Source organism: Brevundimonas sp. NPDC007368 (genome assembly GCF_042869015.1).
Taxonomy (GTDB): Bacteria; Pseudomonadota; Alphaproteobacteria; order Caulobacterales; family Caulobacteraceae; genus Brevundimonas.
In genome coordinates this window covers 467,978-482,207 of the sequence record NZ_JBIAFA010000001.1, presented here as the reverse complement: position 1 = coordinate 482,207, position 14,230 = coordinate 467,978, and the positions used below count along the sequence as shown (strand labels likewise).

Below are 14,230 nucleotides of genomic sequence, written 5' to 3'. Positions count from 1 at the left end.
ACCGTTTCTCCGCAATCCAGAATGCGGTGGGAGCCTATAACCCCTGAATCGTCCGGAGTCGCCCCGAACGCGCAGAATTATCCAGCAAGCTCGCTGACCGCCGTCTGGAACGCCCATTCCAGCCACGGCGTTGCATCGACCACGTCCGCCGTCTCGACCGTGCACCCGCACCACAGACGCAGGCCCGGCGGGGCGTAGCGGTGCGGTTCCATGTCGAACACCGCCCCCTCATCTTCCAGCAAGGCCTTGAAGCGCTTCACGAACGCCTTCTGCCTCGCCTCGTCCATCGCCGCGATGCGCGGGTCGGTGAACTTCAGGCAGACCGAGGTGGTCGAGCGGATTTCCGGCCGGTCGGGCAGGAAGGCGATCCAATCGGTCCGCTCCACCCATTCGGCCAGCGCCGCATAGTTCCGGTCCGTGCGCCGGATCAACTCCGGCAAGCCGCCCGCGCCCTTGGCCCACTCCAGGGCGTCGATCCAGTCCTCGATGGTCAGGATCGAGAAGGTGTTGATCACCACCCCCTCGGCCAGCGTCCGGTCGAAACCCTTCTTGTCCGTCAGACGCAGCACCTTGGGGATCGATCGCTCGGGCCGATAGGTGTCCAGCCGCGCCACGGCGCGCGGCGACAACACCATGACGCCGATGCCCGCCTCGCCGCCCAGCGCCTTCTGGAAGCTGAAGGTGGTCACGTCCAGCTTGTCCCACGGCAGGTCCATCGCAAAGGCCGCCGAGGTCGCGTCGCAGATGGTCAGCCCCTCGCGGTCGTCGGAAATCCAGTCGGCGTTGTCGACCCGCACGCCCGAGGTCGTGCCGTTCCACGGGAAGACCACGTCCTTCTTCGGATCGACCTGGGTCATGTCCGGCAGCTGGCCCCAGGGCGCCGTCAGCACCTCGGGCTCCAGCTTCAGGTGGTCGCGCACGTCGGTCGCCCAGACCTGGCCGAAATTCTCATAGGCCACGACCTGCACCGGCCGCTCGCCCAGCATCCCCCACAGCGCCGCCTCGACCGCGCCCGTGTCCGACCCCGGCGTGTAGAGCAGCACGTAATCCTCGGGCGGGCTCAACACCTCGCGCGTCAGCCGCAAGCCATAGGCGAACCGCTCCACCACCTCCGGCGCGCGGATGCCGCGTCCCAACAGATTGGTGGGCAGCCCCGCCAGCGACCACCCCGGACGCTTGGCCGTCGGACCGGCGGAAAACCACGGGCGAGCCGGCTTGGCGTCAGGCTTGGCAGTCATAGGCGTCGTTCCTCGGGGAGAAGGATAGTAGGTCGGCTCAGCGTCCGGGCTTGTAGGGGCGCTTGTCGCGCCACTCGGTCGCGAACCGGATCAGCTCGTCGTCCGGCGTCTCCGGCAGGGTCACCGCCAGCTTGGCCAGCAGGTCGCCGCGCTTGCCGCCGGCATAGGCGCCCCGCCCCTTCAGCCGCAGCACCTTGCCGCTGTTCGAGCCCTTGGGAATGGTCATCATCACCGCGCCCTCGGGCGTCGGCACCTGAATCTTGCCGCCCAGCACCGCGTCGGGAACCGACACCGGCAGGTCCATGGTCAGGTCCGCCCCCTCGCGCTTGAACACCGGATGCGGCGCGATCTTCAGCTCGATCAGGGCGTCGCCCGCCTGACCGCCGCGTCCCGGCGCGCCCTGCCCCTTCAGCCGGATCACCTGGCCCTCGGACGCCCCCTTGGGAATGGCCACGTCCAGCATCCGCCCGTCCGAGAACTGGATACGGCGCGTCGTTCCGGCGATGGCGTCCTCCAGACTGACCTCCAGCGTTGCGCGCACGTCCTGGCCCTTGCCGCCGAACCCGCCGCCGAAGCCGCTCTTGGCCCGTCCGCCCCCGCCGAAGGCGCCGAACAGCTCCTCCAGGTCGATGTCCTCGAACCCGCCGCGTCCGCCCGAGCCGCCAAAGCCGCCAAAACCACCCTGGCGTCCGCCACCGCCCGGTTGGCCGCCGCCGAAGCCGCGAAACTGCTCGCGCCCGTCCGCGTCGATCTCGCCTCTGTCGTACTTGGCGCGCTTCTCGGCGTCGCCCAGCAGGTCGAAGGCGGCGGTGATGCGCTTGAACCGCTCCTCGGCGGCCTTGTCGCCCGGATTCTTGTCCGGGTGCAGTTCCTTGGCCAGCTTGCGGAACGCCTTCTTGATCTCGTCCGCGCTCGCGCCCTTGGAAACGCCCAGTTCCTTGTAGGGATCGCCAGCCACGTCGAGTTTGCTCCGAGATCAGAAAAGCCAGAGCGTCAGTTAAGCCATGCGCCCCCCCGCTGGAAGGGGCGACAGCACAAACCCTAGGGCAGTCGCCTTTAGACTTCCGTCATCCCGGACGGCCGTCAGGCCGATCCGGGACCCAGGCGGCGGCCTCACGCCTATCGACGCCCCGTCAAGCCGCCCCCGCCTGGGTCCCGGCTCTCCGGCTCGCAAGCGAGCCTACGGCCGGGATGACGGCTAGTGTCGTCACAGCCCCACCGCCGCCTCCGCTCCCCAGCCATAGCCCTCGCCCCACTGCGCCACCGCCGCCCGCGCGCCCGCGCCCGGCCCGCCGGGGAAGTCCGCCGCCATCGGCCCCGCCGCATAGACCGTCTCCAGGCCCTCGACCTCCCAGACGCGCTTCTCCTCGCCGTCGTCCAGCACCCGCACCCGGAATCGACGTGGATCGACCTCAAGGGGCTCCAGGTCCCAGCGATCGCCCCCGATCCGCACGCGCGGCGTCCACGACAGCCGTCGCCCGCCGCCCTCGACCACCGCGCGCAGATGCGCCGGCCGCCAGGGCCGCGCCGACCGCGCCTCCCATGTGAAGGCGGCCTCGGCGAACCCCGCCCCGCCCGGCGGCGCCCCCGTCGGCCCCGCACGCCACAGACGCGGCAGGCCGCGTTCGTCGGCGCTCATGTCCACGCGCGGCAGGGTCCGATCCAGCATCACCATCAAAGCGCCGATTGACGCCCCGGCCGCCGTCGCCGCTTCGCTCCCCTGCTGCCCGCGCAGCAGGCCGCTGAGCCGCCAGATCTCTCCGCCGACCAGATCCGCGCGCCGATACTGCACCACCTCCCAGCCCGCCGCCGTCTCGACCGCCACGGCGTTGCTTCCCCCCAGCACGGCTGCGGCAGGCAGGCTCTGCGGCGCCGTCCCCTCGATCCGCACCGTGATCGCATTGGTCTCGTCCCAACGCCCGAGCACGCCCCGCGTCAGCGGCGTCATCAACATCCCGACCGTCGCCGGCTGCGTCACGCTCGCGCGCGGCGTCAGCGTCGCGGCGTCCTGCCCGCCGTGCAGCGTCATCGGCCGCCACGGCTCGGCGGCGATCACGGCAACAGGCCGGCCGTCGTCCTCCGCGCCCGGCCCAAACACCGGAATGGGCGGCAGGTCCAGTAACCGCAGGAAGGGCGCCCCGACCACGATCGGCGGCTCGCCCGGCCGCCAGTCGGGCGTGGCCTCGGCGGACGCGATTCGCACGACCGGCTCCAGCGTCGCCGTCGGCTGCTCGTCCCAGTCCAGCCTTACCGCGCGCCATTCGCCCGCTCGGCCTTCGACCTCGACGACGTCGCCCGGCTCGAGCTTCAGCGCCTGCAACGGCCCAAGACGCACGGTCAACCGCTCGCCCTGCCCGCCCGTCGCCAAGGCCCGCCGCGCCGCGCTCGTCGCCAGTGCGGCGTCGCACACCACCGGCAGGTCGGCGTCCACCCCGCCGCCGTCGCCGCCCTGTTCGGCCCGCGCCGTGACCGATCCGGTCTGATAGTCCGCCGTCTCGTCGATGAAGCGCACCCGCGCCGCGCTCGGCCTCTGTTCCAGCGACCGCTCCGCCCCCAGGCCTCCACCCTCTTCCGGCAGGGCCAGGGCCGTCGGCGTCAGGGTCAGGACCGCCGCCTCGTCCCCCGACACCGCCACCCGCCCGTCACGCTCCGCCGCCGTCGCGCCGAAGGTGGCCAGCAGCGGCTCCAACGCATCGCGCGTCCGCATCGGCCGGTCGATCACATAGCCCGCCGCCTCGCCTTCCAGGGCCCCGACGGCGAACTCATCCTCTTCCAGCCCCCCGCGCCTCAGCACGGCCGCGATCAGATCGACCGCCTCCCCGCTCATCCGCCCGTTCAGCCAGTGTCCGGCGCGCCAGGCCCCGGGGTCTGCCCAGACCTCCCTCAGCGCCGGAAATGCAGGATAAGGCCGTGCGTCCCAGCACCAGGCGTCGGCCCCGTCCAGCATCGCCCCGCCATAGACCGACGAGACCGGATTGTTCTGCGGGTCGGCATAGTGCTTCAGCACCGCCTCCAGCGCCCGCCGCTGCATCCGGTCGTCCCGCGCGCCCGTCGAAAAGGGCGGCAGGGCGTTCTCCGTGCTCTTGGGGTCCTGGAACAGGTTGGGCGCATTGCCGCCCCTATCCACCGCCGCACAGCCGAACTCCGTCAGCCGGATCGGCTTCATCTTCGGAATCCATTCCGTCGGAGTCGCGCTGCGCACGCCCTCCACGCGCTCATGGTGCAGGTTCGACCACCACCCCTTCAGGTCCTTGGGCCGGAACACCCAGTCTTCGCCGTGGGCCGTATCAAGGATGGGCGTCCGCGCCTGCGCCGCCCGGTCGGCGTCCGAGGCGTAATACCAGTCGTAGCCCTCGCCGCCCGCCACCTGCTCGGCCAGATAGACGGCCGAGGACGGTGCCCGGAACCCGGCCTGGGCGTCCAGACCGCCGCCCCCGTCGCGCCAGTCGCCCGCCCGCCAGTCGCCCGCCCGCCAGTCGCCCAGCGGCGGATACCAGTCGATCCCGACGTAATCGATGTTGGCGTCGGCCCACAGCGGGTCCAGATGGAACCGAACCTCGCCGTCCGCCTGCCGCCCGAAATACTCCGACCAGTCGGCGGCGTAGGACAGCTTCACCCCCGCCCCGACCACCGCCCGGCACTCCGCCGCCAGCGTCCGCAACTGCGCCACCGCCGGAAAGCCGCCCTCGGCGTCGCGCGTCCAGGTCAGCCCCCGCATCTCCGAGCCGATCAGCAGACCATCCGCGCCTTCCTCAGCCACGATGCCGGCATAGTGCAGCGCCAGCCGCCTCAGGCCCCAGCCCTCGGCCTCGCCGAACATCGCCGCCACCTCGGCTTCCGCGCTCGCCCCGTCGCTCCCCTTGATCCGCCCCCGCCACGGATAGCCGACGCAGTCCATGAAGACGAAGGGATAGAGCGTCACCTCCAGCCCCCGCGCCTTCAAGGCCCGGATCGCCTGCCGCACGGTCTCGTCCGACGGCGTCCCGCCATAGGCCGGCCCCACGCCGCCCTCGGCGTCCTCGACCTCTGAGATCAGGTGCGCCTCGCCCCGTTCCAGACCCGCCACCTTCCAGGTCAGCGGCTCGGTCGCCTTGGAGCGGTTCTCCACCCCCGGCCGGATGCGGCATTCGCCCGCGCGCACGTCGTCGCCGAACCAGCCGACGATCAGGCTGACCCGCTTCAGCTTCGGGGCCTGGATCATCAACTGATCCAGCGACACCAGCAGGTCCGCCCGTCCCTCGGCGTGATGCACGTTCTCGGGCGCGGTCTTCGTCAGCCCCTCGCGGCGCATCACCGCCTCGCTCGCCAGACAGAACTCCCCGGCGCCGGGGATCAGGCAGACGCCTTCCAGCAGATCCTCCAGCCGCCCCTCGCCCGGCGCCCGGCGGAACACCTCGAAGGCCAGCTGCGGCGCCCGGTTGCCGAACGGACCCAGCGGCAGATCCTCGAACACCACATAGGCCGTGCCGCGAAACGCGGGCGCCGTCCCTTCGACCGCCTCGATCAGCGGGTCCGGCGTCTGATCCTGCGTCCCGCGATGCACCCGCATCGTCACCCCGGTCAGATCCAGCGGCTGGCCGTCGGCCCAGACCCGCCCCACCCCGTCGATCGGCCCCTCGCCCAGGGCCACGGCGAAGCTCAGCGAGTAGTCATACTCGACCGTCTTCTGCCCGCCCTTGCCGCCCGAACGCCTGGTCTTGCTCTCCAGAAACCGCGCGGCCCAGATCACCTGCCCCGCCACGCGCGCGCGTCCGAATACGCAAGCCATCGGCGCGCCGTCCGCCGAAGACTGCAGGGTCAGCGCCTCCAGTCTCGGCCCCTTCTGCCGCGTCGGCGACAGACCGGCGACCAGCCGATTGTCGACGGCCCGTCCGATGGTCGCGCCGACAAAGGCGCCGATCGGCCCGCCGATGGACCCGCCCGCCGCCGCCAGAACCACCTGCGCCATTCAAGCCTCCTTGATCGTCGGCCAGCGGAAGGCCGCGACCAGTCTTCGCCGCCACCACGGCCCCATCCAGTTCTCGACCACCGACCGCCCCCAGTAGGCGTGGATCATCTTCCATTCCGGCCCGTCATCGGCCGACAGGATTGCGCAGTGCTTGGCCGGACACCCAGCGCTCATGCGGAACAGCAACACGTCGCCGGCTCGCGCCGCCTCCGGCGCAATCTCGATCAGCCAGCGCCGCGCCGCGTGCAGCAGCGTCTCCTCGCCGCCCACCTCGGCCCAGTCGGGACGATACGGCGGCGGGCTCTCCGGCTCCTCGCCCATCACCTCACGCCACACCCCGCGCACCAGGCCCAGACAGTCCGCGCCCTCGCCCCTCACGCTGGCCTGATGCCGATAGGGAGTCCCCAGCCAGTCGCGCGCGGCGGCGATCACCTGTCCCCTCATCGGCGGCTCCCGCCGTCGTGGCGGCCGCCGTCCGCCGGTCGCGCGGCGATGAAGTCATCGCCCGGGATGTCGGGAAAGCCCTGGAAGTTGACGCCGTTGCCGAACCGTCCGGTGCAGCTGCTCCAGCGCTTGTCGCATCGACGCCCGGCGATCGCCTCGACGCTCAACCCGCACCGCGCCTCGCCCAGAACCGCGTCGCAGGTTCGGCCATATGTCCGCCCGACGACCCGCTCCAGCGCCGCCATCGGCCCGTCCAGATCGGCGACAAAGGCCCCGTTCGCGCGCCGGATCCGCGCCAGGGTTCCGGCCCAAAGCCTCACCCTCAGCGCGGGCTTCATCCAGTCCACGCGCCACAACTCGACCCGAGCCTGATCATAGAGGCCCGTCGAAATGTCGTCTTCGGTGATCGCGGCGTCATCCAGCCCGCCGGACGCCGACAGCCCGCCCGCCGCCAGGCCGACCGCGCCCTCGCCCGCCCCCGCCGTCCAGCCGCTGCCCGCCCGGCAGACCACGCCCTCCAACTCCAGGTCGCGATCATGGTCGGTGAACCCCAGGGTCTCCCCGTCCGTCCGCCGCAGCACCCAGGCATGGCACAGCATCGCCGCCCCGCTCTCGATGCGGGCGGCCATCTCCTCCGGTAGATCGCGCATGGCTAGACCCGCACCTCGATCAGCGGCATGGCGACCATCCGTCCGGCCCCGAAGCTCTCCAGCGTCACCTCGATCCGGTCGGCGTCGAAACGCACCGGCGTGTCGAAGACGAAGCCCGCCGTCACCACGGCGCCCGACATCGGCGGCGTGGCCAGGGTCATCTCCCCTGTCAGGTGATCCAGCGCGAAGGCCGTCGTCTCGACGCCGTTCACCGCCACGCGCGCCGAACCTTCAACCGGCTTCGCAATCCGCCGCACATGGTCGCCATAGGTCTTGCCCAGGCGGAACATCCGTCGCACCCCGTCCCCGGTCCCGATCCTCTGGTCCATCGCCGCCACGGCCTCGCCGGGCGCACAACTCTTGAAGTCAGCGAAGTCGCGGAACCGGAAGCCGTACAGCCGCCCACGTCGCGCCTCGAAAAACGCCGTCAGCGCGGCCATGTCGTCCAGCGATTTCAGCCCCGCCCCGATCAGATAGCGCCTGCGCCCCTCGGCCCACGGCGTCGAGCGCCGCTCGAATCCGGAGCCCAGCGTCGTAATCTCCGTCCTTCGCTCCACTCCGCCGGTCGACCCGAATGCCAGCCGCGCGGGCAGACGCACCTCATGAAAGGCCATCAAAGACTCCTGTTATCTTGCTTTTCCGCGACGCCCCGTCCAGTGACCCGGGGGCGGTCCCTTCGACCGCGGTCGGGGGACCTTCATGCGCGGTGAAATTCTCAGCTACGACGCGGTCAGCGGCGAAGGCCTGATCAGCGGCGACGATCTGATGCGCTATCGCTTCTCACGGATCGACGTCGGCTGCGCCCAGGAGCCCGCTCCGGGCCTGCGCGTCGATTTCGTGCCGTTGGAGGATCGCGCCAGCCAGATCATCCCCCTGCTCATCCAGGCCGGAGGGCTGTCGCCGACGGCCTTCGGTCCGGCCGAGCCCGCGCTCGGGATGTGGGCCTATTTTGTCCGTTGCATCCGCCAGAAGTTCGTCGACGGCGACGGCCGCGCGCGACGGCTGGAATACTGGTCCTTTGTCCTCTTCGCCTGGCTGACGATGATGGCGGCCTTCCTGCCCTTCTTCTTCCTCGTGGGCCTGAACGACGACAGCGATTCACTTTCCGCCGTCACCGTTCTGGCCATGCTGGCGCCCGCCCTGTGGGGACTGTTCCTGATGTTTCCCGGCATCGCCCTGGCTTCGCGGCGTCTGCACGACGTCGGCCTGTCGGGCTGGCTCTATCTGATCAGCTTCGTCCCCTATGTCGGCGGCCTCTTCATGCTGGTCGTGGCCTGCATTCCCTCCCAGCCCCACCCCAATCGCTACGGCCTCACGCCGAAACGATTCTGACCCAAACTGAGACTCGTTCTTAAAAACCTGACTTAAGGTCACGCTTCGGGTTGTCTGAAAACCGTCGCTCGGTCATGTTCTGACTCATGCGGCCGGGGGCCGTTCAGAACTCAGGAGACTTGCGCGTGCGCGGTGAAATTCTCAGCTACGACGATGTATCGGGCACGGGCCTGATCAGCGGCGACGACAGCATCCGTTACGGCTTCGCCCGTTCGGCCATCCAGGCCGGCGGCGTCATCCGCGCCGGCGCCCGCGTCGATTTCGTGCCGGAAGGCCTGGAAGCGACCCAGATCATGGTCCTGGCCGGCGACCCCGCCGCCGCCTTCGGCCAGGCCGCCAGTTCGGCCTACGTCGCCCGCGACACCGGCGGCGGTTACGACTTCGCCAGCGCCATGTTCTCGTTCAACGGACGCCTGCGCCGCCAGCACTTCTGGATCAGCTGGCTGATCCTGTTCGGCGTCAGCATCGTCACCGGCTGGCTGCCGATCATCGGCGGCCTGATCGGCCTGGTCCTGATCTGGCCCAACCTGGCCATCTCGGTGAAGCGCCTGCACGACATGGGCAAGTCCGGCTGGTTCGTCGTCATTCCCTATGTCGCCATGATCATCGGCTTCATCATGATCATCAGCGCCGTCGGCCTGGCCATCTTCACCAATCCCCAGGCCCTCGAAAACGAAGATCCGGCCGTCCTCATGTCCATGTTCGGCTCCATGTTTGGCGGCTTCGCCATCATGGGTCTGGTCGGCCTGGCCTTCCTGCTCTGGATCGGCATCACCGACAGCCAGCGTGGCGACAACAAGTTCGGCCCCAATCCCAAGGGCGAGTAATCGACCTGAAGGGCGCTCTTCGGAGCGCCCTTTTTCGTTCAAGCTACCGCGCGCCGCGCGGCGGCTGGCTGCTTGAGGCTCATTCTTCTCTCGCTATCGCGCGACGCGCGGCGCCTTCGCTGCCTGACCGCGGCTACATCCTTCGCGCGCCCAACGCCGTCGCCCGCGCCAGCATCCGTACGATCTGCGCCTCGGACCGCAGCAGGCCCTGCGCCCCGCCGTCCACGCTGACATTGACCGTCACACCCGCTCCGCCGCTCATCGGTTCGATGCTCCCCGCCCCGGCCGGCCGGAACACCTCCGGTCCCCGCTCGCCGACCAGATAGGCGCCGCCGCCCAGCACCGGCCCGCCCTCGGCCCGCGCCCCTCCGAACCCGCTCATCACCGCCGAGATCGCGTCCGACAGACCCCCGCCCCGGCCCGAACCCGCCGCCGCATTGACCGCGTTCAGCACCGCCCGCGCCAGCTCGGCCAGGGTGACCTCCCCGTCCGCCGCCGCCCGTGTCAGCGACCGCGTCAGGCTCTCGCCCGCCCGTCCGAACGCCTCCTCGATCGAGGCCGCCGCCCGCTCCGCCGGTTCCCGCAGCGCCTCCAGCGCCGCCGCCGCCTCCGCCGCTTTCACCGGCACGGCGTCGATCCCGTCCGGCCTGAAACTGTCCGTCATCTCAACTTTCCTTTCTCCCTCCCCTTCATGGGGAGGGTGGCTGAGCCGCAGGCGAGGCTGGGTGGGGGCGGCTTCGCAATCAGACGCAGCGCCCTTGTCGCGCCGCCCTCCCCACCCGGTCGCTAGCGCGACCACCCTCCCCATGAAGGGGAGGGAGAAGCCTCGCGCTCAATCCGGCCACGCCGCCGCCATCCGCTCCAGTTCGCTTCGCCCCAGCGGCGCCGCCTGAACCGGCCCCGCCGTCAGCATCCGCCACTCCTTCAGCGACAGCCGCCAGAACCCCTCAGGCCCCACGCCCATCCGCGCCGCCGCCTGCATCATCTCGCCCCACGCAGTCATGCGGCCGCCGCAAACGCCTTCGACACCGCCTCCGCCGCCTCGCGCGGATCGACCGGCGCCCTCGCCAGCCCGTCCGCCAGCGCGCCCTCGCCGCCGCCGCGCAGCAGGGCCGCCAGAACCACCATCAGATCCCGCGCCGACAGCGACCGCATCCGCTCGGCCAGCGCCGCCATCCCGGCGACGCCCAGCCCCGTCTCGATCTCCGCCAGCGCCCCCAGCGTCAGACACAGCCTCCGCTCCGCCCCCGCCAGCACCGCGACCGCCTCGCCCCGCACGCCGTTCGCTCCACGTCGCCCCATCGCACACCCTTGTTCTCTTAAATGAAGCCGCTAGGCTGCTCAGCCATGAAGCCCAACCTTCTCGCCTTCGCCTTCAGTCCCTTCGGGCGTCTCAGCCGCAGGGGATACTGGCTGGCTCTACCGACGCTGTTGGTCGTCAGGCTCCTGCTCGAAGCCGCCGGCAGCCTCACAGCCCCCTTCTTTGGGCAGGTCTTGCTGGGCGTCATCAGCCTACTTGCCGCCTGGTCCAGCTTCGTCATCGTGACGCGTCGCCTTCACGACTTCGGCCTGGACGTGACGCCCCTCTATCTGGGCTGGGTCGGCGGCTGGATGCTCGTTTTCTTCGCCGTCTTCGCGGCCACCTTCATCTTCAAATGGGATCCAGAGCCCGCAGTGACCATACTCGGCGCGCTGGCGCTCCTTGCTCAGATCGGTTTCCTGATCTGGGCCGGGACCAGGCCCGGAGATATTAGCCCCAACCGCCACGGTCGCGGCGGCAGCGCCCAGACGCCCGACACCTCCGTTCTCACCGGCTACCTCGCGCCCTGATCACAGGGCGCTGAACGTCACTTCACCCGCGCTGGCCAGGTTCAACGCAAAGCTCGCCTCCCCTTCGTGCTCGCCGGCGTACTCCAGCGCCGCCACGATGAACGGTCCCTCCAGCACGCCGAAGTCCGGCACGATCAGCCGCCAGGTCCTGGCCGCCTGCTCGAAGAAGGCCTCGCGGATCAGGGCGTCGGACGCCGCGTCGCGGAAAATCCCCTGCCCCGACACCGCCGCCGACTTGACCCCTGCCCCGGCCAGCAGCTCGCGCCACCGCCCGGCGCTGTCGCCGTCGGTGGCGTCCACCGTCCTGGCGTTCAGTGAAATCGTCCGCGCCCTCAGGCCCGCCACCGTGGTGAAGACGCCGCCCGCGCCCTCGATCTTCAGCAAGATGTCCTTGCCGCGTTGCGCCGTCATGCCTTCAATCCTCCCTTGTCGCGCAGCGACGGGGGAGGGGGACCGCGAAGCGGTGGAGGGGGCAAGCCCCACGCACTGCCCGCTTCCGCCCCCTCCACCATGCTGCGCATGGTCCCCCTCCCCCGCTGCGCAGGGGAGGATCAGTTCTCAAACCTCTTCCGTCACGGCCCGCAGCCGCATCACCGCCCAGGCCCGTTTCAGGTCCGTGCTGCGAAACACGTCGGTGAAGGTCACGCCCAGGCTGACCGCCTTCACCCCGTCGGCCTCGACCGGCGCATCAGCGACCCGCGCCCGCACCGCCGCCGCCACCGCCCGCGCCTCCTCCATCCCCGCAAACCGACTGGCGCAGGTCAGGGTCAGCCGATGCTCGACCCCGCCCCCGTCGGCGTTCACCCCTCGGCTCTCGCCCTTGCCGATCAGCAGGTGCGGAAATGCGGGCTCCTCCGGCGGCTGGTCCCAGACCCTCACCGGATCTCCCAGCAACGCCTGCAACGCCGCGTCTCCCTTCAGCCATTCGATCAGCGCCTTCACCAGCGCCCCCTCATGATCCCTCATCGCGCCCGCTCCAGGTTCAGCCGCACCCGCCCCGCCGCCTTCGGATCAGCCTCAATCCCGACGACACCCCAGTCCGCCCCACCGAAGCGCACCATCAGCCCCTCGGCCAGCCTCGGATCGGCCCGCACGGTCGCGCTCAGCGTCTCCACGCCCCGCGTCACCCCGCCCTCCGTCCGCTCGCGCCGACGCCGTGCGCCGAGGCTCAGCCACAGCGACCCCACGGGCTCATAGCTGACGACGCGCCCGCCATAGGGCGTCTCCGCCTCCACCGCCCGCACCAGGCTCGCGATCACCTTCACAGCCGCACCACGCGATAGGGCGCGATCCACCCCTCGACCGGCGCCGCCGACATCTCGCTCTCGCCGCGCTCATAGGCCCGCAGCACCAGCATCATCACCGCCAGCCGCAACGGCGCCGCCGAGGTCGAGGTCAGGCTCAGCCCCACCTCCCCCTCCACCCGCGCTCTGGCGGCGTCGATCAGGGTCTGGATCAGCCCGTCCTCCGCCTCATGATCGACGCGCAGGAAAAGCTTCGCCTCCGTGAGGGTCACGGGTGCGCTCATACTAAAATCTCCTATTTCCCTCTTCCTTCTCCCCTTGTGGGAGAAGGTGGCCGCCGAAGGCGGACGGATGAGGGGTCCCACCGCTGCAAAGCCCCTCACCCTCCCACCGCTCACGCGGCGGGTCACTCCCTCTCCCACAAGGGGAGAGGGGTCAGTTCATTCAGCTCGCCGCGAACTTCATCAGCTTGATCGCGTCGAAGTTCTGCACCCCGCCGCCCACGCGCTTGGTCGTGTAGAACAGCACATAGGGCTTGGCCGAATAGGGGTCGCGCAGCACCCGCACCCCCGCGCGATCCACGATCAGATAGCCGCGCGAGAAGTCGCCGAACGCGATCGACAGGCTGTTGGCCGCCACATCCGGCATGGTCTCGATCTCGGTGACCGGATAACCCAGCAAGCTGGCCGTCTCGCCCGGCCGCGTCGCCGGCGACCAGATATAGTTGCCGTCCGCGTCCTTGAACTTGCGCACCGCCGAGACCGTGCGGCGGTTCATCACAAAGCGCCCGTTCGGCCGATACTGGGCCTTGGGCGCATAGATCAGGTCGATCAGCTTGTCCGCCGGGTTCGTGCTGGCGAAGGCGCCCGCCGCGCCCGAGGCCACCGTGCCGATCTGGCCCCAGGTCTGGCTGCCTTCGCTCGCCGTCGCATAGGCCAGGAAGCCCTTTGGCTTGTTCACCCCGTCGCCGCTGACGAAGGCAGCCGTTTCCTGCGCCGCAAAGGCGTCCTCGACCTCGGCCGCCAGCCATTCGTCCAGATCGATCAGGGCGTCGTCCAGCAGGCTCTGCGTCGCCGCCGGACAGGCGTAGAGGTCCGCCGACGAGAACTCCAGCAGCGCCAGGGTCGCCGGGTCCGTCTCAGGCCGCGCCGCCGTCTCGGCCACCCAGCCCGCCGTCACGCCCGCCGTCGAGACCGGCTTCCTGAACACGCCCGAACCGACCGTGCGCACGGTGGCGATCTCGCGCATGGGCGAGCCCGCCATCAGGCGGCGCTCGATGGCCCGCTCCGTCTCCGGCGGCACGACATAGCCCGCCGAGTTCGACGCCGACGACAGCCCCGCCTTCAGTTCCAGCCCCATATGAGTCTGGGGCGCCTGACCCGACTTCATATAGCCGTCCCACGCCGCCTTGGCCTCCGGCGCCGCCACAACAGCAGGCGGCTCGCCCCCCAGCATCGGACGACGGCTCTCGCTCAGCGCGCGGTCCAGACGCGCCTGCGCCCCCGCCACCGCCTGATCGATGCGCGCCACCTTCTCCTCCAGCAGCGCATCCGCCGACGCCTTCTTCTCGATCTCGTCCAGACGGGCGTCGTTGGCCCCTTTGAACGCCTCGAACGCCGCCATCATCTCATGCATGGCGGCGCGCGCCTCGGGCGATGCCGAGGCGGTCTTGGTCTCTTTCATGCTCTCTCCGGTTGAAGAACCGCTGTTCGCGGTT

17 protein-coding genes are annotated in these 14,230 nt (G+C 70.2%); 3 read left to right on the top strand and 14 right to left on the bottom strand.

The window, feature by feature from the left end:
* Window positions 1-77: 77 nt before the first annotated feature.
* From ACFYLW_RS02395 to ACFYLW_RS02370, 6 genes are all read right to left on the bottom strand, one after another.
* On the bottom strand, window positions 78-1,238 hold the full coding sequence (locus ACFYLW_RS02395; protein ID WP_390182695.1) for a phosphoserine transaminase: 1,161 nt from the start codon (window positions 1,236-1,238) through the stop codon (window positions 78-80).
* A gap of 37 nt (window positions 1,239-1,275) precedes the next feature.
* Window positions 1,276-2,196, bottom strand: a complete 921-nt coding sequence (locus ACFYLW_RS02390) for a DnaJ C-terminal domain-containing protein (protein ID WP_390182694.1) — start codon at window positions 2,194-2,196, stop codon at window positions 1,276-1,278.
* Window positions 2,197-2,445: 249 nt separating this feature from the next.
* The gene (locus ACFYLW_RS02385) at window positions 2,446-6,186 is read right to left on the bottom strand and encodes a glycoside hydrolase TIM-barrel-like domain-containing protein (protein ID WP_390182693.1); all 3,741 of its coding nucleotides are present in this window, start codon (window positions 6,184-6,186) and stop codon (window positions 2,446-2,448) included.
* Window positions 6,187-6,630 carry an NlpC/P60 family protein gene (locus tag ACFYLW_RS02380; protein ID WP_390182692.1) on the bottom strand — a complete coding sequence of 148 codons (444 nt, stop codon included), beginning with the start codon at window positions 6,628-6,630 and terminating at the stop codon, window positions 6,187-6,189.
* A complete protein-coding gene (locus ACFYLW_RS02375; RefSeq protein ID WP_390182690.1) occupies window positions 6,627-7,280 on the bottom strand; it encodes a DUF2163 domain-containing protein in 654 nt (217 codons plus the stop codon). Before ACFYLW_RS02375 ends, ACFYLW_RS02380 begins: the two co-directional genes overlap by 4 nt.
* Before the next feature lie 2 nt (window positions 7,281-7,282).
* Window positions 7,283-7,894, bottom strand: coding sequence for a DUF2460 domain-containing protein (locus ACFYLW_RS02370; RefSeq protein ID WP_292084137.1), 612 nt, complete (start codon window positions 7,892-7,894; stop codon window positions 7,283-7,285).
* An 85-nt stretch (window positions 7,895-7,979) separates the two neighbouring features.
* Here ACFYLW_RS02370 and ACFYLW_RS02365 point away from each other — a divergent pair, with 85 nt between their 5' ends.
* Window positions 7,980-8,612 carry a DUF805 domain-containing protein gene (locus ACFYLW_RS02365; protein WP_390182689.1) on the top strand — a complete coding sequence of 211 codons (633 nt, stop codon included), beginning with the start codon at window positions 7,980-7,982 and terminating at the stop codon, window positions 8,610-8,612.
* Between the two features lie 125 nt (window positions 8,613-8,737).
* Window positions 8,738-9,439 (top strand): DUF805 domain-containing protein, encoded by a 702-nt coding sequence (locus ACFYLW_RS02360; protein ID WP_292084141.1) that lies wholly within the window; start codon window positions 8,738-8,740, stop codon window positions 9,437-9,439.
* Window positions 9,440-9,572: 133 nt separating this feature from the next.
* Here the strand turns inward: ACFYLW_RS02360 and ACFYLW_RS02355 are convergent, their stop codons facing one another.
* The 3 genes from ACFYLW_RS02355 to ACFYLW_RS02345 all read right to left on the bottom strand — a co-directional run bounded on the left by ACFYLW_RS02355 (window position 9,573) and on the right by ACFYLW_RS02345 (window position 10,741).
* Window positions 9,573-10,103 (bottom strand): phage tail tape measure protein, encoded by a 531-nt coding sequence (locus ACFYLW_RS02355; protein ID WP_390182688.1) that lies wholly within the window; start codon window positions 10,101-10,103, stop codon window positions 9,573-9,575.
* Between the two features lie 168 nt (window positions 10,104-10,271).
* A complete protein-coding gene (locus ACFYLW_RS02350) occupies window positions 10,272-10,442 on the bottom strand; it encodes a phage tail assembly chaperone (protein WP_390182687.1) in 171 nt (56 codons plus the stop codon).
* Window positions 10,439-10,741 (bottom strand): GTA-gp10 family protein, encoded by a 303-nt coding sequence (locus ACFYLW_RS02345; RefSeq protein ID WP_390182686.1) that lies wholly within the window; start codon window positions 10,739-10,741, stop codon window positions 10,439-10,441. The genes ACFYLW_RS02350 and ACFYLW_RS02345 overlap by 4 nt, the downstream gene beginning before the upstream one ends.
* 45 nt (window positions 10,742-10,786) lie before the next feature.
* On the opposite strand from ACFYLW_RS02345, the gene ACFYLW_RS02340 reads away from it, so the two are divergent.
* Window positions 10,787-11,269, top strand: a complete 483-nt coding sequence (locus ACFYLW_RS02340) for a DUF805 domain-containing protein (RefSeq protein WP_313103111.1) — start codon at window positions 10,787-10,789, stop codon at window positions 11,267-11,269.
* Here the strand turns inward: ACFYLW_RS02340 and ACFYLW_RS02335 are convergent, their stop codons facing one another.
* The 5 genes from ACFYLW_RS02335 to ACFYLW_RS02315 form a co-directional block, all read right to left on the bottom strand.
* Window positions 11,270-11,680, bottom strand: coding sequence for a phage major tail protein, TP901-1 family (locus ACFYLW_RS02335; protein ID WP_390182685.1), 411 nt, complete (start codon window positions 11,678-11,680; stop codon window positions 11,270-11,272).
* A gap of 147 nt (window positions 11,681-11,827) precedes the next feature.
* Complete coding sequence (locus tag ACFYLW_RS02330; RefSeq protein WP_390182684.1) at window positions 11,828-12,235, bottom strand: DUF3168 domain-containing protein; 408 nt, start codon at window positions 12,233-12,235, stop codon at window positions 11,828-11,830.
* Window positions 12,232-12,534: a head-tail adaptor protein gene (locus tag ACFYLW_RS02325; RefSeq protein ID WP_313103869.1), complete on the bottom strand. Its 303-nt coding sequence runs from the start codon at window positions 12,532-12,534 to the stop codon at window positions 12,232-12,234. Before ACFYLW_RS02325 ends, ACFYLW_RS02330 begins: the two co-directional genes overlap by 4 nt.
* Window positions 12,531-12,797 (bottom strand): head-tail connector protein, encoded by a 267-nt coding sequence (locus tag ACFYLW_RS02320; RefSeq protein WP_390182682.1) that lies wholly within the window; start codon window positions 12,795-12,797, stop codon window positions 12,531-12,533. The genes ACFYLW_RS02325 and ACFYLW_RS02320 overlap by 4 nt, the downstream gene beginning before the upstream one ends.
* A 160-nt stretch (window positions 12,798-12,957) precedes the next feature.
* Window positions 12,958-14,196, bottom strand: coding sequence for a phage major capsid protein (locus ACFYLW_RS02315; protein WP_313472222.1), 1,239 nt, complete (start codon window positions 14,194-14,196; stop codon window positions 12,958-12,960).
* Window positions 14,197-14,230: the final 34 nt, after the last annotated feature.